Genomic DNA, 23,991 nt, shown 5'->3' on the forward strand with positions numbered 1-23,991 from the left:
CGTTCGTCAAAGTCACGCGCCGCCGCCCTGACCGGCCAGCTCGCGCACGTCGTACTCGGTTTCGAGCTCGGCCACCGCGGCGGTCGCGGCCTCGTCGGACGCCGACGGCATGGAGGCGCGCTTGCCGACCCCCTCGAGCAGGTGCTTGCCGATCAGGTTGCCGGCCGGCAGCTCGATCGGGTAGTGCCCGTCGAAGCACGCCATGCACAGGCGGGTCTTCGGCTGCTCGGTGGCCGACACCAGACCGTCCAGGGAAACATAACCCAAGGAGTCGGCCCCGATCGAGCGGCGGATGCCCTCGTTGTCGAGCCCGTTGGCCAGGAGCTCGGCCCGGGTGGCGAAGTCGATGCCGTAGAAGCAGGGCCACTTGACCGGCGGTGACGAGATGCGCACGTGCACCTCCAGCGCGCCGGCCTCGCGCAGCATGCGCACCAGGGCGCGCTGGGTGTTGCCGCGGACGATCGAGTCGTCCACCACGACCAGGCGCTTGCCCCGCACGACCTCGCGCAGCGGGTTGAGCTTGAGCCGGATGCCGAGCTGCCGGATCGTCTGCGACGGCTGGATGAAGGTGCGGCCCACGTACGCGTTCTTGGTCAGGCCGGCGCTGAAGGTGATGCCGGATTCCTCGGCATAACCGATCGCAGCCGGGGTGCCCGACTCGGGGACCGGGATGACCAGGTCGGCCTCGACGGGGTGCTCGCGGGCCAGCACGCGGCCGATCTCGACGCGGGCCGAATACATGTTGCGGCCGGCGATCGTCGTGTCGGGGCGGGCCAGGTAGACGTACTCGAAGAGGCAGCCCTTGGGCTCGGGCGCGGCGAACCGGGTGGACCGCAGGCCGTGCTCGTCGACCGCGAGCATCTCGCCCGGCTCGACCTCGCGCACGAAGCTCGCGCCGACGATGTCGAGGGCGGCGGTCTCGCTGGCGACCACCCAGCCCCGGTCCATGCGGCCGAGCACCAGCGGACGGACGCCCTGGGGGTCGCGGGCCGCGTAGAGGGTGCTCTCGTCCATGAAGACGAAGCTGAAGGCGCCCTTGAGGCCGGGCAGCACCTCGAGCGCGGCGGCCTCCACCGACAGGTCGGGCCGGCTGGCCAGCAGCGTGGTGACCAGCGCGGTGTCGGAGGTGGCGCTGTCGGCCTCCAGGCCCCGCTCGGCGACCTCACGGGCCAGCTCGGCGGTGTTGACCAGGTTGCCGTTGTGGGCCAGCGCGATCGTCGTGCCGGCAGTGGTGGCCCGGATCGTCGGCTGGGCGTTCTCCCAGTTCGAGCCGCCGGTGGTGGAGTAGCGCGTGTGGCCGATCGCGAGGTGGCCGCGCAGGCTGGCCAGGGTCGGCTCGTCGAAGACCTGCGACACGAGGCCGAGGTCCTTGTACACCACCACACCCGAACCGTCACTCACCGCAATACCGGCGGCCTCCTGGCCACGGTGCTGCAGAGCGAATAGCCCGAAGTAGGTGAGTTTGGCGACCTCTTCCTCGGGGGCCCAGACGCCGAAGACGCCGCAGGCATCCTGGGGGCCACGCTCCTGGGGGTCGAGATCGTCGGTCAACCGGCCGTCGCCTCGGGGCACTGTTGCTCCCTCATGCTGATCTGCTGTGAAACGTGCTGGACCGCTCCGACCGACCAGTGTACGCGAGCCGCCGCGCCCGGGCCGGGTTCAGTGACCGGTGCCGTACCTCCTACTACGCACCGTTCTCGCCGGTGAGCGGAAGGTATTCGGTCAGGTCGGTGCGAATGCCGCTCGCCCGCAGACGGCCGTCACCCAGCGCATCGGCCCAGGTCACACGCTCCGTGGCGACGAGCAGCCACGTGACGGGATCGGCTTCGACCACATTGGGCGGGGTGCCGCGGGTGTGTCTAGGACCAGGAACACACTGAATCGCACCGAAAGGCGGAATCCGGACCTCCACCGATCGGCCGGGCGCCTTGCGGGACAACTCGGCCAGCAGTGCTCGCACAGCGTCACGCAGCACTGATCTCTCGGGTTCGACGCCTCGGTCCAGCGCGTCCAACGCTTGCTTGACGGACTCGGATTTATTGTGCGCAGGGGACACGTCGGGACGATACGACTCGCTTCAGCGAGATTGGTACGCGGCCCTGGGTCGCGCGATGGACGTGTGACAAGGCATAGTGGCCGACGGTGTTTTAGTCGCGGGATGTAAGCGGCACCGAAGAGGAGCCGACAACCGTGCGACCGGAAGGCGGTGGAAGGTGAGAACGCACCTACGGACCCGGGCGGCCCAGGCCGGTGCGTTACTGGCGGTGGCCTTGGGCGGACTCTTCGTCGCGCCCGCGATGGCGCTCGCCAGCCCGCCGGACGTGCAGATCACCGACCTGCAGACCGAGGTCCGGTCCGGGGCCAGCGTCGAGATGAAGTTCCGCGTCGCCGACACCAATGAGAACGGTGGACGCACCGGGGTGAACATCGTCGTGAACGGCGGTGGCATGGACTGCGACGGCCAGGACTGCCGGCGCTTCACCCAGGTCGACGGCGGTGGACGTGACTTCTCCGTCCAGCTCACCGCGCCCAACGTCAACGCCGGGCAGAACCGGCAGGCCTCGGTGACCATCATCGCCACGATCAACGGCGAGACGAATCAGGCCAGCCAGCAGATCACGATCATCGGCCCGGATCGCCCCGAGGCCGTCCAGCAGATCTCCGGCCGCATCAAGGACCAGGACGGCAAGGCCGTCGCGGGTGCCCTCGTCGGCATGAAGGACAGCACCGGCCGCCAGTTCCAGACCACGTCGGACGGCTCCGGTCAGTATTCGTTCCGCTCCAGTGACAACAACCCGATCGCGCCCGGCACGATCTCCATCGGCGCCGGCAAGGACGGCTTCGAGAACGCCGGGGTGCAGCGGCAGGTCCAGGCCGGTCAGAGCGCAGTCATCGCGCTGACGCTGAAGTCGAAGGTCGTGGCGACCACGCCGCCCACTACCGCGCCCGCGGCGGCCACCAGCTCCGTGCCGACCAGCGACCCCAGCGTCGAGACGGCCCCCGCCGACACGGTGGCGACCACCGACCCCGCGGCCAACAACGCCGCCGGTGAGGATGAGGGCGGCTCGATGCTCTTCATCATCATCGGCATCCTGCTCGTCGCGGCCGGCATCGGCGCGATCGTGCTCGTGGTCCTGCGCCGCCGCAGCAACAACGATGGTGACGACGACGACCCGAGCGGTCTGGGCGGCGCCGGCGCCGTCGGTGTGCCACCGAGCCGGGGCGGTTTCAGCGACGCCACCCGGGTCGCGGCGCCGGTCGGTGGCGGCCGGGCCAACGACGCGACCATGATTGCCCCGCTGTCGGGCGCGCCGTCGATGGCCGACGCGCCGACGGTGCTGCAGCGCCCGGTGCCCGCCGAGGACGAGTTCCCCGACCCGTACGGCGCTCCGATGCCGCAGCCGGGCGGTTTCACCGGTGCCGCGGCCGGTGGGTGGGACCAGGGCAACAGCCAGCAGTACGGCGGGGGCACGCAGCAGTACGGCGGTGGCCGGCAACAGTACGGCGAGTCCACTCAGTACGGACGCCCGCAGGACGACGGCTACGCTCCGCAGGGCGGCAACCCGGGCGGCGGCTACGGCGCGTACAGCGAGGCCACCGGCATGTACCGCCCCGACGGCGGCGCCGACGACGGCGGCTACGGCGGCGGTTACGACCAGGGCCAGCAGTACGGCAACCAGCATTACGGCGGCGACCAGGGCGGCTACGACCAGGGCGGCGGCTACCAGTCCGGCGGCTACGGACAGGAGCAGGCCGACCAGGGCGGCTACGGACAGTGGGGCGCCCCCGGCGACGGCCTCGACAACAACGGTTACGGCCCGCAGGGCGGCCAGCAGTACGGTGGCGGCGGCCAGTACGGCGGGGGCACCCAGCAGTACGGCGGCGGCTACGACGACGGCCAGGGCTACCAGGGTGACCAGCGCGGTGGCTACGACGACGGTTACGACCAGCGCGGCGGCTACCAGGGTGGCTACGAGGACCAGCAGAATCAGCAGCAGTACGGCACCCAGCGCGGCGGTGGCACGTACGGTGGCCAGCAGCGTCAGGACACTCCCGGTCCTCGACGTGGCGGTCACGACTACTGAGCAGACATAAAAGAGCCGGCCAGCGGAAACGCTGGCCGGCTCTTTTGCTTGCCGGGGTCAGGCGGTGGGAGCGCCGGACTCCTCGTCACCGCGGCTCGCGGACGCCGTCGGGTCGGCCGCGTGCTCCGGGTCGCCGTGCCGGTTGGCCAGTTCGGCCACGCCACCGAACAGCGCCGGCAGGGTCGCCTCGTGGGCCGCGCGGGCCTCGTCGAGCGGCAGGGTGAACTGGTCGCGCACGTCGAGCACCGGCTCGGCCGAGGTGGCGCCGAGCGGAGTGCAGGGCACGCCGAACTCCGCCGCGAGGGCCACGAACGCCTTGTCGTGCCCGCGCGGCACCGCGACCAGCGCGCGGCCGGCCGACTCGCTGAACAGGTGCACGAACGCGGACTGCCCGTCCTCGGGCAGCGTCACCTGGGCCCCCACGTTGCGCCGCAGACAGCTCTCGACCAGGGCCTGCGCGAGGCCACCGTCGGAGAGGTCGTGCGCGGCGCCGACGTGACCGGCCTGGGAGGCGCGAGCCATCAGCATGGCCAGCCGGCGCTCGGCCTCGAGGTCGACCTTGGGCGGGCGGCCGCCGAGGTGGCCGTGGGTGACCCAGGCCCACTCGGAGCCGGAGAGCTCGCAGGAGGTCTCGCCGAGCAGGAAGATCAGGTCACCGTCACCGGTGGTGGCCGGGAAGCCCATCGGGATGCGCCGGGCAACGTCGTCGAAGACGCCCAGCACGCCGACCACCGGGGTGGGGTGAATCGCGGCGGCGCCGGTCTGGTTGTAGAAGCTGACGTTGCCGCCGGTGACCGGGGTGCCGAGCTGTTGGCAGCCGTCGGCCAGGCCGCGCACGGCCTCGGCGAACTGCCACATTACGGCCGGGTCCTCGGGGGAACCGAAGTTGAGGCAGTCGGTCACGGCGACCGGCTCAGCCCCGGTGACGCCCACGTTGCGATACGCCTCGGCCAGCGCGAGCTTGGCCCCCTCGTACGGGTCGAGGCGGGCGAACCGGCCGTTGCCGTCGACCGACAGGGCCACGCCCAGGCCGGTTTTCTCGTCGATGCGCAGCACACCCGAGTCTTCCGGCTGGGCCAGCACGGTGTTGCCGAGCACGTACCGGTCGTACTGCTCGGTCACCCACGACTTGTCGCACAGATTCGGCGAAGCGATCATGCGCAGCACCGTCTCGCGCAGCTCGTCGCCGGTCGACGGGCGGGGCAGCGTCTCGGCCTTGTCGGCCTGAAGCAGTATCAAGTCGGCCGGCTCGCGGATCGGCCGGGCGTAGACCGGGCCGTCGTCGGCGAGCGAGCCCGGGGGCACGTCCACCACGACGTGGTCGTTCCAGGTGATCACGAGGCGGCCCGGCGAACCGTCGTCACCGGCCGGGGTGACCTCACCGATCGCGGTGGCCCAGACGCCCCACTTCTCGGCGACCGAGAGCACCCGCTCCAGGTTGCCGGGCGTGACGATCAGGAGCATGCGCTCCTGCGACTCGCTGGCCAGGATCTCGGTGGGCGACATGGACGCCTCGCGCAGCGGCACCCGCTCCAGCCACACCCGCATGCCGGTGCCGGCCGCGGCCGCGGTCTCGGTGAGCGCGCAGGTCAGGCCGGCGCCGCCGAGGTCCTGAATGCCGGCGACGAGACCGGCGTCGTAGAGCTCGAGGCAGCTCTCGATCAGCAGCTTCTCCATGAACGGGTCGCCGACCTGCACCGACGGGCGGCGCTGCTCGGCCTCCTCGTCGAAGGTGGCCGAGGCCAGCACGGAGACGCCGCCGATGCCGTCGCGGCCGGTGCGCGCGCCGAGCAGCACGACGACGTTGCCGACGCCCGCGGCCTCCTTGTGCTGAAGACGCTCGACCGGCAGCACGCCGATGCTCAGCGCGTTGACCAGCGGGTTGCCCTGGTAGGTGGGGTCGAAGACGATCTCGCCGCCGATGTTGGGCAGGCCCAGGCAATTGCCGTAACCACCGATGCCGGCCACCACGCCGGGCAGCACCCGGGCGGTGTCGGGGTGGTCGGCCGCGCCGAAGCGCAGCGGGTCCATCACCGCGATCGGGCGGGCGCCCATGGCCAGGATGTCGCGCACGATGCCGCCGACGCCGGTGGCCGCGCCCTGGTAGGGCTCGACGAAGCTCGGGTGGTTGTGCGACTCGACCTTGAAGGTGACCGCCAGCTCGTCGGAGATCTGCACGACACCGGCGTTCTCCCCGATGCCGGCCAGCATGCGGGTGCCCTGGGGCGCCTTGTCACCGAACTGCCGCAGGTGCACCTTGCTCGACTTGTAGGAGCAGTGCTCGCTCCACATGATCGAATACATCGCCAGCTCGGAGGCGGTCGGGCGGCGACCGAGGATCTGGCGGATCCGGTCGTACTCGTCGTCCTTGAGGCCGAGCTCGGTGTGCGGCTGCAGCTCGTCGGGGGTGCCGACGGCGCGCTGCACGGTGTCGGGGCCGCCGTCGAACTCGTTGACCAGCACATCGGTCGCGGCGAAGCCCGTCTGCTTCGGCGCGACGGCCGTGTCCGGCTGCGTCGTCATTACTGATGTCCCCCTGCTTGTGCACCCGCGGGCGCCCCGGCCAGGGCCCGCAGGACGGACGTGAAGAAGCCGAGGCCGTCGAGCGACGGACCGGTCAGCGCCTCCACCGCGTGTTCCGGATGCGGCATGATGCCGACGACGTTGCCGGCCTCGTTGGTGATCGCGGCGATGTCGCGCTGCGAACCGTTCGGGTTTCCGCGCAGGTAGCGCGCGACCACGCGGCCTTCGGCCTCGAGCTGGTCGAGCGTGCGCTCCTCGGCGACGAAGCAGCCCTCACCGTTCTTCACCGGGATCAGGATCTCCTGACCGGCCGTGAAGCCGTTGGTCCACGCGGTGTCGGTGGACTCGACCCGGAGGAACTGGTCGCGGTTGCGGAAGTGCAGGTGCTGGTTGCGGGTGAGCGCGCCGGGAAGCAGGTGCGCCTCGCAGAGGATCTGGAAACCGTTGCAGATGCCGAGCACCGGCAGCCCGCCGCGGGCCGCGTCGATGATCGTTTCCATGACCGGGGCGAACCGGGCGATGGCGCCACAGCGCAGGGCGTCGCCGTAGGAGAAGCCGCCGGGCAGCACCACGGCGTCGACGCCGTGCAGGTCGGGGTCGCCGTGCCAGAGGCGGACGACGTCGGCGCCGGCGATGCGCGCGGCGCGGGCCGCGTCCCCGTCGTCCAGCGAACCCGGGAAGGTGACCACACCGATGCGCATGGTCAGGCGACCTCCGCCGTAGCGTCCTCGTGGACGTGGATGGTGAAGTCTTCGATCACCGGGTTGGCGAGCAGTTTGTCGGCGATCTCACGAGCCCGGTCCAGATCGGGCGTGCCGTCGAACTCGATCTCGATGCGCCGGCCGATGCGGACGGACGAGACATCGGTGACGCCGAGCCTGGGCAGCGCATTCGCGACCGCCTGGCCCTGCGGATCAAGGATCTCCGGCTTCAGCATGACGTCGACCACGACGCGAGCCACGGGCACTCCTGACTGATAGGTGTAAGCACGGCGAGCCTACCTTGCGAGCCACGCTACGGGATTCTCGGCCGGTGTCGCGCACGCGACGCCGGGGGCGCTGAGCAGCCAACTCCCTGGTGATCTGGAACACCGGGTCGATCAAAACTTCAATCAACCCCGGGTCATCACATCGTAATAGGAGTGAACTGGGTTCTAGGCGGCCCCCAGGCGGGCACATACGGTCAGCTCATCGATCTCCATCGAGGCCGTGCGGTGGCCGCCCCGCCGCCGCACGGCACGAGCTCCGCCGGGGCGCGGCGTGATGATGATCTCCGCCGTGCCCCAGCGGCAAAGCTCAGAGAATGGGAGCGGGAGCGTACTTCGCGGCCTCGGGGTGCGCGGCCACGATCGTCGCGACCCGGTCGGCCACCGAGCGGACCTGCGTCGGCGCGGCGCCCACGAAAGCGGCCCGGTCGGCCACCAGGGTGTCGATCTCGGCCCGGGTCAGCTTGAGCCGGCCGTCGGTGGCGAGCCGGTCGAAGAGGTCGTTCACGGCGGCGCCCTTCTCCCGCATGGCGAGCGCTACGGCGACGGCGTGCTCCTTGATCACCTCGTGGGCGACCTCGCGACCGACCCCCTTACGGACGGCGGCCACCAGGATCTTGGTCGTGGCGAGGAACGGCAGGAACCGGTCGAGCTCACGCGCGATCACCGCGGGGTAGGCGCCGAACTCGTCGAGCACCGTGAGGAACGTCTGGAACAGTCCGTCGGTGGCGAAGAACGCGTCGGGCAGCGCGACCCGCCGCACCACCGAGCACGAGACGTCACCCTCGTTCCACTGGTCACCGGCCAGCTCGCCGACCATCGACAGGTAGCCGCGGACGATCACAGCCAGGCCGTTGACCCGCTCCGACGAGCGCGTGTTCATCTTGTGCGGCATCGCCGACGAGCCGACCTGGCCCGACTTGAAGCCCTCGGTCACCAGTTCCTGGCCGACCATCAGGCGGATCGTGGTGGCCAGCGACGACGGCCCCGCGACGATCTGGGCCAGCGCCGACACGACGTCGAAGTCGAGCGAGCGCGGATAGACCTGGCCGACGCTGCTCAGCACCCGCTCGAAGCCGAGGTGGCCGGCGACCCGATGCTCCAGCGCGGCCAGCGCCTCGAAGTCACCGTCGAGCAGGTCGAGCTGGTCGGCGGCGGTGCCGACCGGGCCCTTGATGCCCCGCAGCGGGTAGCGCGCGATCAGGTCGTCGAGTCGCTCGTACGCGATCAGTAGTTCCTCGGCGGCCGAGGCGAACCGCTTGCCCAGCGTGGTGGCCTGGGCTGCGACATTGTGCGAGCGGCCGGTCAGGACCAGGTCGGAGTATTCGACCGCGCGCTCGGTGAGCCGGGCCAGCGTGGCGATCACGCGCCCCCGGATCAGCTCGAGCGAGGCCTTGACCTGCAGCTGCTCGACGTTCTCGGTGAGGTCGCGCGAGGTCATTCCCTTGTGGATCTGCTCGAAGCCGGCTAGGGCACTGAACTCCTCGATGCGCGCCTTGACGTCGTGCCGGGTGACGCGCTCGCGGGCCGCGATCGACTCCAGGTCGACCTGGTCGAGCACCGACTCGTACGCCTCCACGGCGCCGGACGGCACGGCCACGCCGAGATCGCGCTGGGCCCGGAGGACGGCCAGCCAGAGGCGGCGCTCCATCCGGATCTTCTCCTCCGGGGACCACAGGGCGACGAGGTCGGCGGAGGCGTAACGGGCGGCTAGGACGTTCGGGATGGTCACGCGACTGATTCTTTCACGGTGCCCGACGACGGTTCGGGCAGCTTGTGCGGCAGGGTACGGACACCCCGGCTGATCAACATGCCGGCGACCGCGAGGGTGATCAGCACGGCCGCACCGATCAGGGTGGCCCGGACCCCGGCCACGTGGGAGATGGGGCCGATCGCCATCTCGCCGATCGGCAGGGCCACGAACGACCCGACCATGTCGTACGAATAGACCCGGGCCAGTTTGTCGGCCGGGATGTGCTCCTGCATCGTCGTCTCCCACGCCACTCCGAATTGCTCGAGCATCAGACCCGAGACCAGGGCTCCGGCCATCAGCGCCCAGATGTGCGGATAGGCCCCGAGCAGGAAGACCGGGATCGCCATGCCGAACGTGCTGACCGCGCCGAACAGCAGGAACCGCCGAAGCCGCAGACGCATCGCGATCAGCGCGCCCAGGATCATGCCGCCGGTCTGCGCGGCGAGCACCAGCCCCCAGGCCCGGCGGCCGATGGTGTCGTCGGCGACGACCGGGCCCAGCACGAACAGGCTGCCGGCCCAGGCCGCGTTGATCACGGCGAAGGCGGCCACCACGGCCCAGAGCCAGGTGCGGGCGCGGAACTCGGACCAGCCGGTGCGCAGGTCGGCGAAGATATTCGGCCGGGACGGCTCGACAGCGGCCGCGCCGGGCGTCTTCTCGTCGCCGATGACCCCCTCGGCCGGCTCGGACGGCCGGGACCTGCCGGTGACCCGGCGCAGCGGCAGGAACAGCAGGGCGGACAGGCCGAAGGTGGCCGCGTCGAACGCGATCCCCCAGCCCGGGTTGGTCGCCGCGACGACGATCCCGGCCAGCGGCGCGCCGAGGATGGCCGCAGCGTTGAGCGACAGCCGGTTGAACGCGTTGGCCTGCTGACGGATCTCGGCCGGCACGGTCAACGGCAGGATCGACGAGCTCGCCGGCAGCGCGAGCGCCCCGACCATGCCGTTGATCGCGCCCAGCGCCATCAGGATCGGGACGGTGGCCGTGCCGGTGAGCACGAGGGCCGCCACCGCCGCCTGGGTCACGGCCGCGGCCGCACTGGCCCCGACCATCAGCAGGTGCTTGGGCATGCGGTCGGCCAGCACGCCGCCGAAGAGCAGGAAGACCACGTTGACCACGGTGCGGGCGCCGACCACCAGCCCGAGGTCGGTGGCCGAGCCGGTCAGGTCGAGCACGGCGAAGGCCAGCGCGATCGGCGCGAACGAGTTGCCCAGCGCGTTGATGGTGCGCCCGGCGATGAGGAAGCGGAACGCGACGTGGCGCAACGGTGCGAAGTTATCGCTCATCGGGGGACTCCATCTCGAACATCGCCACGGTGGTGCTGGTGCGGATGGCGCCGGGGGTGTGCGCCGGCCGGGCCGCCTCGTGCAGTTCGTGGACGGCGGCGGCGATCCGGTCCCGGATCTCCTGCCACTTCTCGGTCTCGATCCAGAACTCGCCGTCGCCGATCAGCCCGACGAGCGGACGTCCCTTCCCGTCGAAGCGACCCTCGGCGGTGCGCCGGATCAGCTCGTTGCCGACCGAGCGATAGAGCGCCTGCCGCTCCTCGGGAGTGTTGGGCGCGACGTCGCGGGCGGCGTCGTAGCGGTACCGCTTGGCCACTCCGCCCCGGATCTTCTCCTCGCCGGCGGCGACGATCATGCCTGCCGAGTGCAGGTTGCGCAGGTGATAGCTGGCGTTGGCGTGCGTGAGCCCCAGCTCGCGGGCCACCTCGGCCGCGGTCATGGGCGCACCGGTGAGCAGCGCCATGATCCGCAGCCGTACGGGATGAGCCATCGCGCGGAGCGCGGCGCTCCCCTCTCCCAAAGACATGTTGGGGAGTTTAGGACACGACCGGGCGACTGTCCAACGGTTGTTTGGGGGTGGCACACTGCACGTGCGAGCGGCGAAGCCGCTAAAGTTACCGACGAGTAGGTAGACTCAGCCTGAAAGGTCACCACCGATGACTGATTTCAACCCGGACTCGCTCGCCTCCATCGGGCCCAAGGAGTTCGCGCAGCTCGTCAAGGCGACGCCGGACGCCAAGCTGGCCGAGGTGATGGCCGGTGACTCACGCGCCAAGATCCTCGACGAGGTCTTCAACCGGATGCCCACCCTGTTCCGCCCCGAGAAGGCCGGAAACACCACCGCGGTGATCCACTGGATCATCACGGGCGGCGCCGGCGGCGCGAGCGACACCTACGAGACGGTGATCGAGAACGGCGCCTGCACGGTCACCAACCAGCCCGTGCGCGACCCGAAGCTGGCCATGACGATGGACGCAGTGACGTTCCTCAAGGTCGTCTCGGGCGACGGCAACCCGATGATGCTGTTCATGACCGGCAAGATCAAGGCGAAGGGTGACCTGGGCCTGGCGGCCAACGTGGCCAAGCTCTTCGACATCCCCAAGGCCTGACGCTCATTACGTGCAGGGAGCGCCCACCGGGCGCCCCTGCACGACGTCACAGCGTGATGCGGCCCTCGACGGCGGCCAGCGCGATGTCCCGCCGGAACTGAGCGCCGTCCAGGCGTACGCCGTCGACCAGCGCGTACGCGGCGTCGCGGGCGGACGCCAGGTCGGTTCCGGTCGCGGTCACGCTCAACACGCGGCCACCGGCGGAGACGAGAGCGCCGTCCGTACGCCGGGCCGTCCCCGCGTGGATCACACCGGGCACCTCGGCGCCCTCGATCACGTCGCCCGTACGCGGGGTGGCCGGATAGTTCGCACTGGCCACCACGACCGTGATCGCGGCGCCGTCCCGCCAGGTCAGCCGCGGCTGCTGGGCCAGCGTGCCGGTGGCGGCCGCGTTGAGCAGCCCACCCAGCGGCGTCTCGAGCAGGGCCAGCACCACCTGCGTCTCGGGGTCGCCGAAGCGCGCGTTGAACTCGATGACCTTGGGGCCGTCGGGGGTCAGCGCGAGTCCGACGTAGAGCAGACCGGCGAACGGGGTGCCGCGGCGGCGCATCTCGGCCAGTGTCGGCTCCACCGTCTCCAGCAGCACGCGGGGCACGAGATCCTTGGGCGCCCAGGTCAGCGGGGCGTAGGCGCCCATGCCGCCGGTGTTGGGACCGGCGTCGCCGTCGCCCAGCCGCTTGAAGTCCTGCGCCGGCATCAGCGGGACGGCGGTCGTGCCGTCGGTGATCACGAACAGGGAGACCTCGGGACCGGACAGGTATTCCTCGATCACGACCGCGCCGCAGTCGGCCGCGTGCCGCTCGGCCGCGTCGCGGTCGTCGGTCACGACCACACCCTTGCCGGCGGCCAGACCGTCGTTCTTGACCACGTACGGGGCGCCGAGGTCGTCGAGGGCGCGGCCCACCGCGGCCGCGTCGGTGCAGGCGTACGAGCGGGCGGTCGGCACCCCGGCCGCCGCCATCACGTCCTTGGCGAACGCCTTCGACCCCTCGAGCTGGGCCGCCGCGGCGCTCGGGCCGAAACAGGCGATGCCCTTGGCCCGTACGGCGTCGGCCACCCCGGCCACCAGCGGCGCCTCCGGACCGACCACGACCAGGTCGGCCGCGAGCTCGACGGCCAGCGCGGCCACGGCGGCCGGGTCGGTGGCCGTGACCGGGTGCAGCTCGGCGACCTGGGCGATGCCCGGGTTGCCGGGGGCGGCGGCCAGATAGCTGACGGAGGGGTCGGCGGCGAGGCCGACGGCGAGGGCGTGTTCGCGGCCGCCGGAACCGATCAGAAGTACGCGCACGACGGGCGATCCTACCGGCGCTCCGCTTCCCCACGTCGCACAGCAGGGCAGTCGCGTAAACTTCGGCAGTACCCGGACCTCTGCCGAGTACGACCTGTTCGACGGAAGGCGTCAAGCAAGTGCCGGTGATCGTGTTGGTCGGCGCCCAGTGGGGCGACGAGGGCAAGGGCAAGGCCACTGACCTGCTGGGGGACCGGCTCGACTACGTGGTGAAGTTCAACGGCGGCAACAACGCCGGTCACACCGTCGTGATCGAGGGCGAGAAATACGCGCTGCACCTGTTGCCGAGCGGCATCCTGTCCCCGGGCGTGGTCCCGGTGATCGGCAACGGCGTGGTGATCGATCTCAACGTGCTGTTCCAGGAGATCGACGGGCTCGAGTCGCGCGGCATCGACACGTCGCGCCTGCGGATCAGCGCCAACGCGCACGTCATCGCGTCCTACAACCGCACGCTGGACAAGGTCAGCGAGCGTTACCTGGGCGCCCGGCGGATCGGCACGACCGGCCGCGGCATCGGCCCGACCTACGCCGACAAGATGAACCGTGTCGGCGTGCGCATCCAGGACCTCTTCGACGAGTCGATCCTGCGGCAGAAGGTCGAGGCGGCCCTGTCCTTCAAGAACCAGGTGCTCTCGAAGATCTACAACCGGCAGGCCGTCAAGGTCGACGACGTCGTCACCGAGCTGCTGTCTTATGTCGAAAGACTCCGCCCGTACGTGGGTGACACCGCACTCGAGCTCTCCGACGCGATCGACGCCGGCAAGGTCGTGCTGTGCGAGGCCGGCCAAGCCACCCTGCTCGACGTCGACCACGGCACCTACCCGTTCGTGACCAGCTCGAACGCGACCGCCGGGGGCGCCTGCACGGGTTCCGGCATCCCGCCCACCCGCATCGACCGGGTCGTCGCGGTGCTCAAGGCGTTCACGTCGCGCGTCGGCGAGGGTCCGTTCCCGACCGAGCTGCACGACAAGTTCGGCGACCACCTGCGCGAGGTCGGCCAGGAATACGGCACCACCACCGGCCGCCCCCGCCGGATCGGCTGGCTCGACCTGGTCATGGCCCGGTACGCGCAGCGGGTCAACGGCGTCACCGACTTCGTGCTGACCAAGCTGGACAACTACGACGACCTCGACGAGATCCCGGTCTGCATCGCGTACGAAGTGAACGGTGTCCGGCACGACGAGATGCCGATCAGCCAGTCCGACTTCCACCACGCGATCCCGATCTTCGAGACGATGCCCGGCTGGAAGCAGAACATCTCCGGCGCGCGGTCCTTCGACGACCTGCCCAAGGAGGCGCAGGACTTCGTGGTCTTCGTGGAGGAACGGATCCGGGCCCGCATCTCGGTGGTCGGGGTCGGCCCCGCGCGCGACCAGGTCATCGAGCGGCACTCGGTTCTGAGCGAGGCCTGACATGTACGACGTGGTACTGCTCAGCCTGGCCGAGGGTCAGGGCTCCGGGGGCGCGTGCGGTGACGGGTGCGGCGGTTGCGCCCCGGCCACGGCCTGCGCCCCACGGGTGCCGGTGCTCAAGTGCGCCGACGCGCTCACCGCGGCCGGCGCCCGGGTCGAGACGATCACGGCGGCCTCCGATCAGGAGATCGACGAGGTCATCGCGCGGTTCGACGCGCCGCCCCGGCCCGACGGGCTGACCTGGCCCGACGCCCAAAGCACCCGGCGACTGGTGGTGGCCTCGTCGACCGACGGGCAGCTGCGCGCGGTCGTGCGCCGGCTGGTCCGCCGCTACGCCCCGCCACCCAGCAAACGGCCCGCCGACCTGCCCGCCGGCCGCACGGTGCCCGACCTGCCGCCGCTGGCGATCCTGCCGCTCGACCCGAGCAGCACCACGGATCTGGCCGCCCAGCTCAACCTCCCCCGTACGCCGGAAGCAGTTGCGGCCGCGGTGCTCAACGGCTCGGCCCGGCGGCTCGACCTGCTGCGCAACGACGGCGGCTCGGTCACCGTGGACGGCGCACTGGTCGGCGGCATGGACGACGACGGGCACGCGGTGCCGTGGCGGGGCCGGGTCGAAGTCGACGACGCCGTGCTCACCAACGGCGACGACCCCATCCTGGCCTGCGCGATCGGCAACAGCGCGGGCTACGCGGAGTTCGCCGGCATGCGGCTGCTGGCCGACGGCGACGCGGTGGACGGCCAGGTCGAGGTCGCGGTGGCCGTGCCCACGGTGATCAAACAACGCTTCCGCGGCTCGAAGATGCGCGTGGAGGTGCGCCGGGCCCGCGGCCGGGCGGTGTCGGTGCTCCCCCGCGACGGCGAGATCCACTTCCTCGACGACGGCGTGGGCGGCGCGATGAGCCGCAAGCGCTCGTGGTGGACCGAGGCCGGGGCCTGGGCGGTCTACGCGAGCTGACCTACTGTGTAGTACGCAGGTACGAGCATCCTGGGGAGGGTTGCATCAGTGGCACCGGTGGAGGACGAGGACGCTGACCGCGTCTACGTCCCGGGCACGTCCAACAACCCCGCGCCGCCCGACCGGGACGTGGAACCGTTCTGGGCGGAGGAGGAGCTGGAAGCCCCGGTGCACGGCCGGCCCGTGCCCCACGAGGCCCCGCCCCCGGTGCCACTGCCGCAGAACGGCGCCTCGGGGATGTATCGGCCGGGTGAGCGCATTCCGGTGCCGCCTCCGCCGTCCGTGCCGCTGCCGCCGGCCGCCCACATCCAGGTCCCGGCGCCGCGGCCCGCCAACCACCCGACCCCGCCGCCGACGCAGGCCTGGCCCAACCTGGAGCCACAGGCGCGCCCGGATCCGGGGCCCGCGGCCGGCCCCACCTCGGCCGCACCGGCGTCGACCGACGGTCCGGAGTCCGGTGTGCACAGTTCGCCGGATTCGCCCTGGTCGCAGCCGCCGCATCGGCCCGGCGCGGAGGCGGCCGGAGCCGGTCGGGGCGCCGCCCCCATGCCGGTCGAGCGTCCCCCGGGCACAGCCTCGACGCCGATCGAGCCGGCCCAGCCGGGCACGACCTCGGCACCGATCGAGCGGCCCCAGCCCCGCACGGCCACGACACCGATCGACCGAGCCCAACCCGGCGCTGCCTCGACACCGGGCACCCGATCCGAGTTGCAGCAGCCGTCCACCGACGACGAGGGGTGGACAACCGCCGAGGAGCCGTCGAACGGCCCGGTCTACCGTCCGGCCACTCCGCCGCCCACGCGCGGCGCGGCCGGCGTACCGCAGCAGCCCGGCCCCCACCCGCAACCGGGCGCGCCGCATCAAGGGCCGCACCCGCTGCCAGGCGCGCCACCTGAGGGTCCGCACCCGCAGCCAGGTGTGCCCCGCCAGGACGGGCGTGCGCAGCAGAGTCCGCACCCGCAACCGGGCGCGCCGCAGAATGGCCCGCACCCGCAATTGGGCGTGCCACAGCATGGGCCGCACCCGCAGTCGGGCGCGCCACAGCAAGGTCCGCACCCGCAGTCGGGCGCACCGCAGCATGGGCCGTACCCGCAATCGGGCGCGCCACAGCAAGGCCCGTACCCGCAATCGGGCGCGCCACAGCAAGGCCCGCATCCGCAGTCGGGCGCGCCGCAACAGGGGCCGCAGCACGGCCCGCAGTCGTATCCGCCGCACCACTACGGGCAGCCCTACCCTCAGCAGCCCATGCCGCCGCGGCAAGGCCCCTACCCACCGACCATGGATCCGCGCGCGATGGCCCATCCGCCCGCGCCGACCCCCGCCCCGCAGCCGTCGACCGATCCGTTCCAGGATCTGCCGTGGGTTTCCGACGGCACGCCGACGGCCGAGGAGTTCGCGCGCCGCCGGATGGCCAAGCCGGCCGACCCGGTGGCCACCCAGGGTGCCCGGGCGATCCTCCGTAAGGGCACGATGGGCCTGGTCAAGCTGGCCCCGGGCAAGCGTGAGCAGGAGTTCAAGCAGGACGTCGAGATGGTCCGCCGCAATTTCGGCGGGCTGCGCCAGGTCACCGTCGTCAACCCCAAGGGCGGCGCCGGCAAGACCGTGGCCGTGTTGTTGCTGGCCATGACGTTCGGGCAGAAGCGCGGCGGCTATGTGCTGGCCTGGGACAACAACGAGACCCAGGGCACGCTCGGCATGCGCGCCCAGCAGGACTTCCACGCCCGTACGGTGCGCGACATGATGCGCGACCTGCACCTGTTCCGTGGCTCGCACGGCCGGGTCGGTGATCTTTCGCAATACGTTCGGGCGCAGGGCGAGGGCATGTTCGACGTGCTCGCCTCGGACGAGTCGGCCACGGCGGGCGAGATGCTCACGGCCGACGCGTTCGGCGAGATCCGGGAGATCGTGAGCCGGTTCTACAAATTGATCTTCGTGGACACCGGCAACAACGTGCGGGCCCAGAACTGGCAGGCGGCCATGGACGCCACCGACCAGCTGGTGATCACGATGTCGGCCCGTAACGACTCGGCCGAGACTGCCGCCCGCATGCTCGACCACTTGGAGCAGAGTGGCCGCCAGCGTCTGGTGCGTCAGGCCGTCAGCGTCGTCTCGATGCCCCCCACCCGCAAGGACATCGACCTGCCGGCCATCCAGCGCCACTTCGCCGCCCGCACCCGTGCGGTCCTGCTGGCCCCGTACGAGAAGCTCATCGACTCGGGTGAGCCCATCCGCTACGGCCACCTGAGCGCCAACACCAAGGACGCCTGGCTCAAGATCGCCGCAGCCGTAGCGGAGGGCCTGTAGGTCAGGTCAGGGCGTCGGCCGCCGCCGGGTCGCTGTCGCGCAGGAACTGAGCGCAGCGCGCCGCCTCGTCGGCCTCGCCGATCTCGGCCGCGGCCTGGGACAGCGAGTGCAGGCAGCGCAGGAACCCCTGGTTGGGTGCGTGCGCCCAGGGGATGGGCCCGTGCCCCTTCCACCCGTTGCGGCGCAGCGCGTCGAGGCCGCGGTGGTAGCCGGTGCGGGCGTACGCGTACGCGGTCACCGGCTCGTCGGCCGCCAGCGCGTCGGCCGCGAGGGCGGCCCAGCCACCGCTGTAGGCCGGGTGCGCCGCCGCGACGGTCTTGAGGGCGACGGTGGTGCCGGTCGCGGTGGCCTCAGCGAGGGCCTTGTCGGCCTCGGTGTCGGCGGGCAGCTTGGTGGCCGGGGGCTCGGGAAGCAGGTTCTGCATGACCCTATTCAACCGGTCGGGCCGCGATGCATTCCGCCGGGGCGCTGGAGATCACCCACGATTCGCCGAGAGTTCAGCGCCGTGGTCCCAGGCCTCGGCGATGTGGGTGAGCCGATCGGTGTATTCGATCTGGAATCGCCACGCCGCGGGCCACGCGTCCAGGCCCAGCGAGGCGCCGGCGAACGCTCCGGCCAGGCACGCGATCGAGTCGGAGTCGCCGGAGGAGGCCGCGCCCCGGCCCAGCACGGCCACCGGCTCGTCGGGTGAGATCAGGTAGCAGTACAGCGCGGTGGCCAGCGCCTCCTCGGCGATCCAGCCCGCGCCGGTGGCCAGGCACGGGTCGCCGGCGTAGTTGCCGGCCGCGAGCGCGTCGCGGACCCGGTCGAGAGCGGTGGCCGTCTCGTCCCAGCCGCGTGCGATGAACTGCTCGGGCGTGCTGACCCCGGGCTGCTGCCACAGGGCGCCGAGCCACTCCTCGCGATAGGTCTTGCGCTGGCTGTCGGCCCGTTCGCGCAGCGCCGCGAGCAGGTCGCCGGGGGCCAGCCCACTGGCGAGCCACCAGCACGCGTACGCGGTCAGTTCGCTCGCGGCCAGCCCGGTGGGGTGTCCGTGGGTGAGCCCGGCCTGCAGCTGGGCCAGGCCGGCCCGCTGGTCCTCGTCGAGGCCGGGGTGCAGGCCGACCGGGGTGACCCGCATGTTGGCGCCGCAGCCTTTGGAGCCGGCCACCGTCGCCTGCTGCCACGGCCGCCCGTCGCTGAGGGCCGCGCAGGCCTGCAGGCAGGTGTGGCCGGGCGCGCGGTTGTTGTCGGGGCTGACGGCCCAGTCGAGGAAGGCCTGGCGCAGCAGCGGTTCCAGCGCGGCGGGCGTGATCTCGGGGGCGGCCAGCATCGCCTCGCCGACCGCGAGCGCCATCTGGGTGTCGTCGGTGACGAGCGCGGGCCGGCCGATCAGTTCGCGCGGGCCGCCGGGGCCGTAGCGGGCGACGATGGTGGCGTAGTCCTGGAACTCGGTGGGTTTGCCGAGCGCGTCCCCGTAGGCCAGTCCGTAGAGCGATCCCGCGACGTTTTGCACGGTGGCTACCCTACGGTCATGTCCGGCGACCCCTTACAGCCCGTGCTCGGCGGCCCTGTCCCGTTCGACGCCACCGCCTCCGAGATCGAGTCGCGGGCCGAACTCGACGTCCACCTGGCCGCCAAGTCCCTCAAAGACCTGGTGGTCCTCGGGTTGCGGCTCGACCTCGACCCGCCCGCGCTGGACGACGTCGACGTGACGGGCACGCTGTTCGTGGGCTGCCGGCTGGCCGACGACGACGTCGAGATCGACCTGATCCGGCGGGGCGCGCACGTGATCCCGCCGTTCGACGCGCGGCCCTATCCGACCCATCCGGCGACCCTCTACACGCCGGACGACCTGGCGTCCGGGTTCGCGACCGAACGGTTCGCCGGCATGTTCGACACGATCGTCTACGACCACTTCGTGCGGCACGGTGGGGCGACGCCGGACATCCGCGAGGCCCTCGCCCAGCGGCTGCACGATGCCGGCATCGACAACGCGCTGGGCAAGGCCTTGGCGGCCTGGGTCGCCGCGCGCGGCCGGGCCGGGGCCGTCGGCATCATGGGCGGGCACGCGGCGCCGCGCGGCTCGGCGGCGTACCGGATGGCGGCGACCCTGTCGTGGCGGCTGGCCGCGGCCGGGCGGCTGGTGGTGACCGGTGGCGGCCCGGGCGTGATGGAGGCGGCCAACCTGGGGTCGTATTTCTCGGCCCGTACGGCGGAGGAGCTCGACACGGCGATCGGCGAGCTGTCGGCCGCGCCCCACTTCGCCGATCACGATCCCTACACCGCGGCCGCTCTGGCCGTACGGGCGCAATTCCCCGCGCCGTCCGATCTGCGTCACGGCGGGCTGGCCCTGCCGACCTGGCTCTACGGTCACGAGCCGGCCAACCTGTTCGCCGGTCAGATCGGCAAGTATTTCTCCAACGCCGTACGGGAGGATTCGATCCTCCGCCTCTCGCGGGGCGGCATCGTCTTCGCGCCCGGGTGGGCCGGCACGGTGCAGGAGATCTTCCAGGCGGCGACGAAGACGTTCTACCGGACCGACGGGCCGTCCGGCGCGTTCGTGTTCCTGGGCGTCGACCACTGGCGGCAGCTGCCGGTGGAGGAGCTGCTGCGGCCGCTGCTGGCCCGCAGCCCGCACGGGGATCAGTCGGACCTGGTCGTGGTCACCGACTCGCTCGACGAGGCGATGGCCGCGTTGTCCGGCTCAGGCGACGTGGACCCGGCGCCAGTTGGTCACGGGTAGGTCGGTCTCGGGCACGTCGTTGATGCCGTTCTCGTCCATCGCGTTGTAAATGGCCAGCCGCGCGCCGTCGAAGAGGAACTCGACGGCGTGCAGGATCCGGGGCCGCCACTCGGCCGCGGTGACCAGTTCGATGATGTTGACCGCGCGCAGGACGCACCCGCGGGCGTGCCGCAGGGCGGCGTGTGGGTCGGGGCGCCAGTCGAAGTGCTCGTACCAGTCGATCGGGACGTTCAGGTCGATCTTGTCCCAGGTGATGGCGCACTCGTCGAACTTACGATGGGTAATCTCGACGTGCGTGGTTCCAAAGTCGAGGATCACCGGGCCGTCGGCGAACCAGCCGCGCTCGGCCATGTCCCACATCAGCCAGCTGGATCGCAGCTTCCGCCCGATGAGCCGCACAAACCTCGTGCGGTGGACGGCCGCGAGCGCGTCGGCATCATGGTGCCACTCGGGTTCGTAACCCTCGATGCCGAGCACGATCTTGATCCTCCTCACCAGGGAAGGATCGATCGTATACATACCTCTGAGTAACCCGGCAACACGAAGACGGCCGGTCCCCCAGGATGGGGACCGGCCGTAACCGATCGACTACTTCTCGATTACTTCGAGAGGGTGGTGCCCGAGGAACGCAGGTGCTCGCAGGCCTCGACGACACGCTGGGCCAGGCCCGCCTCGGCCAGCTTGCCCCAGGCGCGGGGGTCGTACGCCTTCTTGTTGCCGACCTCGCCGTCGATCTTCAGGACGCCGTCGTAGTTCTTCATGATGTGGTCGACCACCGGGCGGGTGAACGCGTACTGCGTGTCGGTGTCGATGTTCATCTTGACCACGCCGAAGTCCAGGGCGCCGTGGATCTCGGACAGCAGCGAACCCGAACCACCGTGGAAGACCAGGTCGAACGGCTTTTCCTTGCCGTACTTGGCGCCGACCGCGTCCTGGATCTCCTTGAGGATCTCGGGGCGCAGCTTGACGTTGCCCGGCTTGTAGACGCCGTGCACGTTGCCGAAGGTCAGGGCCGTCATGTAGCGGCCCTTCTCGCCCAGGCCGAGCGCGGCCGCGGTGGCCAGGCCGTCCTCGACGGTGGAGTAGAGCTTGTCGTCGATCGCGGCCGAGACGCCGTCCTCCTCGCCACCGACCACGCCGACCTCGATCTCGAGGATGATGTGCGCGGCCGCGGCGTCCTTGAGGAGCTCCTCGGCGATCTGCAGGTTCTCGTCGACCGGCACGGCCGAGCCGTCCCACATGTGCGACTGGAACAGCGGCGCCTTGCCGTTGGCCACGCGCTCCTTGCTCAGCGCGAGCAGGGGCCGGACGTACCCGTCGAGCTTGTTCTTCGGGCAGTGGTCGGTGTGCAGCGCGATGTTGATCGGGTAGTTCTTGGCGACCTCGGTGGCGTACTCGGCGAGCGCGACCGCACCGGTGATCATGTTTTTGACGGTGGGGCCGGACGCGTACTCCGCGCCACCGGTGGAGATCTGCACGATGCCGTCGCTGCCGGCCTCGGCGAAGCCCTGCAGGGCCGCGTTGAGCGTCTGCGAGGACGTCACGTTGATCGCCGGGTAGGCGAACGCGCCCGCCTTGGCGCGGTCCAGCATCTCGGCGTAGACCTCGGGAGAAGCGATGGGCATCGGTGCGCTCCTTGCTCTTTGCTTAGCTTTCGACTGCCGGAGACAGAGGGCAGGACCGCGCTGTCCTCCAGCACGCAAGTATTCCGTAGGCGTTCCGACGATGGGAAATGACCCCGCAACCTTCCCGGGAATCCGGCGCACAGGACATAGAGGGCGATTTACGCTCCGTGCATGCAATCGTTCGGTCGGACGTTCGCGGCCATCCTCTTCCTGCTCCTGCTGCCGTCGGCGCCGGCCACGGCCGCGCCCGATCCCGCGCCCACGGCGGAGCCCTACCTGGGCCGGGTCACTCTGGCCCCGGCCGGCCCGGAGAAGGACACGCTGCTCCGGGTGCGCGCGAGCAACGTAGTGGCCGGCCAGCTGGAGCGGCTGGAGATGACCGTCGACCTGGACGCGGCCACGGCGTTCGCCGACGTCGCGCTGACGGGGATCTTGGTGACCGGCGGCGAACCCCCCGCGGTGCTCGACTCGGACGAGGAGGAGCCCTGCCGGCGTACGGGTGGGAAGGTTTTCTGCTCCTGGAACGCGACGTTCACGTCGGCCGGGATGCTCGACGTCCCCGTCGTGCTCTCGGTGACGCCCAAGAAGACCGCGAAGGAGGGTGACAGCGCGGCCGTCACGGTGACCGCGAAACTCGGTGACGGGCCGGTCGGCACCTCGACGTCGGAGTTTCGCGTGGGCCAGGGCGTCGACCTGGTGGCGGGCGAGGATCGGCAGCTGAAAGCGGCACCGGGCCGGGCGGTCATGTTCGCGCCGACGGTTCACAACCAGGGATCGGCTGTGGTCACCGGCGTCGCCCTCGTGGTCGACGCCGACCCCCGGCTGCTCGGCAAGACGTCCTACCGCAACTGCCGCTACGGCACTGGCCTGATCTGCACGTTCGACACGGCGCTGGCCGCGAACACCAGCTACGCCCCCGCCAAGTCCCTCACGCTGAGCTCGCCGGCCGACACCGTTCCAGGCAGCCTGACCCAGATCACGTACGCGTGGATCACCAGGACGGAGTTCGACGAGTCACCCCTTGACGGTTACGGCACTCCCGGCACGGGCGCCCCGCTCACCCTGCAAGCGCTGGCCGCCGCCCAGGACGATCAACCCCAAGCCGACGTACGCCCCGACAACAGCCACAGCTTCCTGACGTTCACCGTGACCGGGAAGCGGCGGCCCGCCATCGCCGCGGCCGGGCTTCGGCGCACGGCCGCGGTCGGTGACCGGCTGACCCTCTCACCAGGCTTCACAAACTTCGGGCCGGGAACGCTGCGCCCGTCGCTGTTCCCGAACAATCGCCTCGTCGTCACCATGCGGCTGCCCAGCAACGTCACGCGGAACTCCGCCCCCGAGCTGTGCTTTCCCGACGAAGCCCCGGAGGTGCTGCTCTGCCTGCTCCGCGACGATGTCGGGGCCGGGCAGCGGACAACCTTCCCGATCGGCATGGAGGTCACGGCGCAGTGCGGCGACCCCGGGCAGATCGAGATTCCCGTACGGCTGGCCGACGCCGACGGCAACGTCCCGCCGGCGCGCAGCATCGCCACGCTGACGGTCGACGTCGCCGGCGCGCCGTGCGTGGCGCTGCCGATCACCGGGCCGCCCGTGGGGTGGACGGCGCTGACGGGTCTGTTGCTGCTCGTGGCGGGAACAGTGCTGACCGTACTGGGGGTGCGGCGGCCGTTTTGCGAGCATGCTGGTGGGGCAAGTGGCCCGGACCGCGATCGGAAGGACGCCTCATGACGCAACCACGTAACGTCGGCCTGGAAACGCCCGAGGCGGACGCCGCCGAGCAGTGGGCCGACGTCATCCCCGACGACGACGACCGCGCACCCAGCCGGGGTGAAACAAGCGTCGAGACACCCGAGTGGGACGCCCAGGAGCAGAGCGAGATCGTCCGCGACGACGACGAGTATCGCTGATATTTGCTCGCCCAAGATCGGGGTGAACGCC

At 71.0% G+C, this 23,991-nt stretch carries 21 protein-coding genes; 8 read left to right on the plus strand and 13 right to left on the minus strand.

Annotated elements, in window-relative coordinates; translation table 11 throughout:
• Positions 1–12: 12 nt before the first annotated feature.
• Entirely contained in the window at positions 13–1,572 is a 1,560-nt protein-coding gene (gene purF / locus BKA14_RS30500) for an amidophosphoribosyltransferase (RefSeq protein ID WP_184954244.1), read from the minus strand.
• Between the two features lie 112 nt (positions 1,573–1,684).
• Positions 1,685–2,056 (minus strand): sterol carrier family protein, encoded by a 372-nt coding sequence (locus BKA14_RS30505; RefSeq protein WP_184954245.1) that lies wholly within the window; start codon positions 2,054–2,056, stop codon positions 1,685–1,687.
• Between the two features lie 157 nt (positions 2,057–2,213).
• Here BKA14_RS30505 and BKA14_RS30510 point away from each other — a divergent pair, with 157 nt between their 5' ends.
• A complete protein-coding gene (locus BKA14_RS30510) occupies positions 2,214–4,085 on the plus strand; it encodes a carboxypeptidase-like regulatory domain-containing protein (protein ID WP_184954246.1) in 1,872 nt (623 codons plus the stop codon).
• Between the two features lie 57 nt (positions 4,086–4,142).
• Here BKA14_RS30510 and purL read toward each other — a convergent pair whose 3' ends face one another.
• The 6 genes from purL to BKA14_RS30540 all read right to left on the minus strand — a co-directional run bounded on the left by purL (position 4,143) and on the right by BKA14_RS30540 (position 11,158).
• Positions 4,143–6,608: a phosphoribosylformylglycinamidine synthase subunit PurL gene (gene purL, locus BKA14_RS30515; RefSeq protein ID WP_239093105.1), complete on the minus strand. Its 2,466-nt coding sequence runs from the start codon at positions 6,606–6,608 to the stop codon at positions 4,143–4,145.
• Positions 6,608–7,315 (minus strand): phosphoribosylformylglycinamidine synthase subunit PurQ, encoded by a 708-nt coding sequence (gene purQ / locus BKA14_RS30520; protein ID WP_184957046.1) that lies wholly within the window; start codon positions 7,313–7,315, stop codon positions 6,608–6,610. Before purQ ends, purL begins: the two co-directional genes overlap by 1 nt.
• Positions 7,312–7,569: a phosphoribosylformylglycinamidine synthase subunit PurS gene (purS, locus tag BKA14_RS30525; protein WP_184954247.1), complete on the minus strand. Its 258-nt coding sequence runs from the start codon at positions 7,567–7,569 to the stop codon at positions 7,312–7,314. Before purS ends, purQ begins: the two co-directional genes overlap by 4 nt.
• A 334-nt stretch (positions 7,570–7,903) precedes the next feature.
• Complete coding sequence (purB, locus tag BKA14_RS30530; RefSeq protein ID WP_184954248.1) at positions 7,904–9,325, minus strand: adenylosuccinate lyase; 1,422 nt, start codon at positions 9,323–9,325, stop codon at positions 7,904–7,906.
• On the minus strand, positions 9,322–10,632 hold the full coding sequence (locus BKA14_RS30535) for an MFS transporter (protein ID WP_184954249.1): 1,311 nt from the start codon (positions 10,630–10,632) through the stop codon (positions 9,322–9,324). The genes purB and BKA14_RS30535 overlap by 4 nt, the downstream gene beginning before the upstream one ends.
• Complete coding sequence (locus BKA14_RS30540) at positions 10,622–11,158, minus strand: ArsR/SmtB family transcription factor (protein WP_239093107.1); 537 nt, start codon at positions 11,156–11,158, stop codon at positions 10,622–10,624. The genes BKA14_RS30535 and BKA14_RS30540 overlap by 11 nt, the downstream gene beginning before the upstream one ends.
• A gap of 130 nt (positions 11,159–11,288) precedes the next feature.
• Between BKA14_RS30540 and BKA14_RS30545 the strand changes: the two genes are divergently transcribed.
• A complete protein-coding gene (locus BKA14_RS30545; RefSeq protein WP_184954250.1) occupies positions 11,289–11,741 on the plus strand; it encodes an SCP2 sterol-binding domain-containing protein in 453 nt (150 codons plus the stop codon).
• Between the two features lie 46 nt (positions 11,742–11,787).
• Here BKA14_RS30545 and purD read toward each other — a convergent pair whose 3' ends face one another.
• On the minus strand, positions 11,788–13,029 hold the full coding sequence (gene purD, locus BKA14_RS30550; RefSeq protein WP_184954251.1) for a phosphoribosylamine--glycine ligase: 1,242 nt from the start codon (positions 13,027–13,029) through the stop codon (positions 11,788–11,790).
• 119 nt (positions 13,030–13,148) lie between these two features.
• On the opposite strand from purD, the gene BKA14_RS30555 reads away from it, so the two are divergent.
• The 3 genes from BKA14_RS30555 to BKA14_RS44425 are packed head-to-tail and all read left to right on the plus strand — an operon-like array spanning position 13,149 to position 17,703.
• The gene (locus tag BKA14_RS30555) at positions 13,149–14,441 is read left to right on the plus strand and encodes an adenylosuccinate synthase (RefSeq protein ID WP_184954252.1); all 1,293 of its coding nucleotides are present in this window, start codon (positions 13,149–13,151) and stop codon (positions 14,439–14,441) included.
• Position 14,442: 1 nt separating this feature from the next.
• Positions 14,443–15,399 (plus strand): diacylglycerol kinase family protein, encoded by a 957-nt coding sequence (locus BKA14_RS30560; protein ID WP_184954253.1) that lies wholly within the window; start codon positions 14,443–14,445, stop codon positions 15,397–15,399.
• A 57-nt stretch (positions 15,400–15,456) separates the two neighbouring features.
• Positions 15,457–17,703 carry a MinD/ParA family ATP-binding protein gene (locus BKA14_RS44425; protein ID WP_184957048.1) on the plus strand — a complete coding sequence of 749 codons (2,247 nt, stop codon included), beginning with the start codon at positions 15,457–15,459 and terminating at the stop codon, positions 17,701–17,703.
• A gap of 1 nt (position 17,704) precedes the next feature.
• On the opposite strand, the gene BKA14_RS30570 is transcribed toward BKA14_RS44425, so the two are convergent.
• Positions 17,705–18,127 carry a DUF3151 domain-containing protein gene (locus BKA14_RS30570; RefSeq protein WP_184954254.1) on the minus strand — a complete coding sequence of 141 codons (423 nt, stop codon included), beginning with the start codon at positions 18,125–18,127 and terminating at the stop codon, positions 17,705–17,707.
• Between the two features lie 51 nt (positions 18,128–18,178).
• Complete coding sequence (locus BKA14_RS30575) at positions 18,179–19,198, minus strand: ADP-ribosylglycohydrolase family protein (protein WP_184954255.1); 1,020 nt, start codon at positions 19,196–19,198, stop codon at positions 18,179–18,181.
• A gap of 18 nt (positions 19,199–19,216) precedes the next feature.
• On the opposite strand from BKA14_RS30575, the gene BKA14_RS30580 reads away from it, so the two are divergent.
• Positions 19,217–20,428 carry an LOG family protein gene (locus BKA14_RS30580; protein ID WP_184954256.1) on the plus strand — a complete coding sequence of 404 codons (1,212 nt, stop codon included), beginning with the start codon at positions 19,217–19,219 and terminating at the stop codon, positions 20,426–20,428.
• On the opposite strand, the gene BKA14_RS30585 is transcribed toward BKA14_RS30580, so the two are convergent.
• A complete protein-coding gene (locus BKA14_RS30585; RefSeq protein WP_239093109.1) occupies positions 20,390–20,923 on the minus strand; it encodes a hypothetical protein in 534 nt (177 codons plus the stop codon). The genes BKA14_RS30580 and BKA14_RS30585 overlap by 39 nt on opposite strands.
• Before the next feature lie 104 nt (positions 20,924–21,027).
• Positions 21,028–22,053, minus strand: a complete 1,026-nt coding sequence (fbaA, locus tag BKA14_RS30590) for a class II fructose-bisphosphate aldolase (protein ID WP_184954257.1) — start codon at positions 22,051–22,053, stop codon at positions 21,028–21,030.
• A gap of 171 nt (positions 22,054–22,224) precedes the next feature.
• Between fbaA and BKA14_RS30595 the strand changes: the two genes are divergently transcribed.
• Together BKA14_RS30595 and BKA14_RS30600 are read left to right on the plus strand one after the other, a co-directional pair.
• Positions 22,225–23,781, plus strand: a complete 1,557-nt coding sequence (locus BKA14_RS30595) for a hypothetical protein (protein WP_184954258.1) — start codon at positions 22,225–22,227, stop codon at positions 23,779–23,781.
• Positions 23,778–23,960 (plus strand): hypothetical protein, encoded by a 183-nt coding sequence (locus tag BKA14_RS30600; RefSeq protein WP_184954259.1) that lies wholly within the window; start codon positions 23,778–23,780, stop codon positions 23,958–23,960. The genes BKA14_RS30595 and BKA14_RS30600 overlap by 4 nt, the downstream gene beginning before the upstream one ends.
• Positions 23,961–23,991 lie beyond the last annotated feature (31 nt).

This window comes from Paractinoplanes abujensis (assembly GCF_014204895.1).
Classification (GTDB): Bacteria; Actinomycetota; Actinomycetes; order Mycobacteriales; family Micromonosporaceae; genus Actinoplanes; species Actinoplanes abujensis.

Coding starts and splice junctions, on each gene's coding strand:
- BKA14_RS30595 (WP_184954258.1), top strand. CDS start 22,225: ATGCAATCGTTCGGTCGGACGTTCGCGGCCATCCTCTTCCTGCTCCTG.
- BKA14_RS30600 (WP_184954259.1), top strand. CDS start 23,778: ATGACGCAACCACGTAACGTCGGCCTGGAAACGCCCGAGGCGGACGCC.
- BKA14_RS30570 (WP_184954254.1), bottom strand. CDS start 18,127: ATGCAGAACCTGCTTCCCGAGCCCCCGGCCACCAAGCTGCCCGCCGAC.
- BKA14_RS30535 (WP_184954249.1), bottom strand. CDS start 10,632: ATGAGCGATAACTTCGCACCGTTGCGCCACGTCGCGTTCCGCTTCCTC.
- BKA14_RS30560 (WP_184954253.1), top strand. CDS start 14,443: ATGTACGACGTGGTACTGCTCAGCCTGGCCGAGGGTCAGGGCTCCGGG.
- BKA14_RS30545 (WP_184954250.1), top strand. CDS start 11,289: ATGACTGATTTCAACCCGGACTCGCTCGCCTCCATCGGGCCCAAGGAG.
- purL (WP_239093105.1), bottom strand. CDS start 6,608: ATGACGACGCAGCCGGACACGGCCGTCGCGCCGAAGCAGACGGGCTTC.
- BKA14_RS30580 (WP_184954256.1), top strand. CDS start 19,217: ATGTCCGGCGACCCCTTACAGCCCGTGCTCGGCGGCCCTGTCCCGTTC.
- BKA14_RS30540 (WP_239093107.1), bottom strand. CDS start 11,158: ATGTCTTTGGGAGAGGGGAGCGCCGCGCTCCGCGCGATGGCTCATCCC.
- fbaA (WP_184954257.1), bottom strand. CDS start 22,053: ATGCCCATCGCTTCTCCCGAGGTCTACGCCGAGATGCTGGACCGCGCC.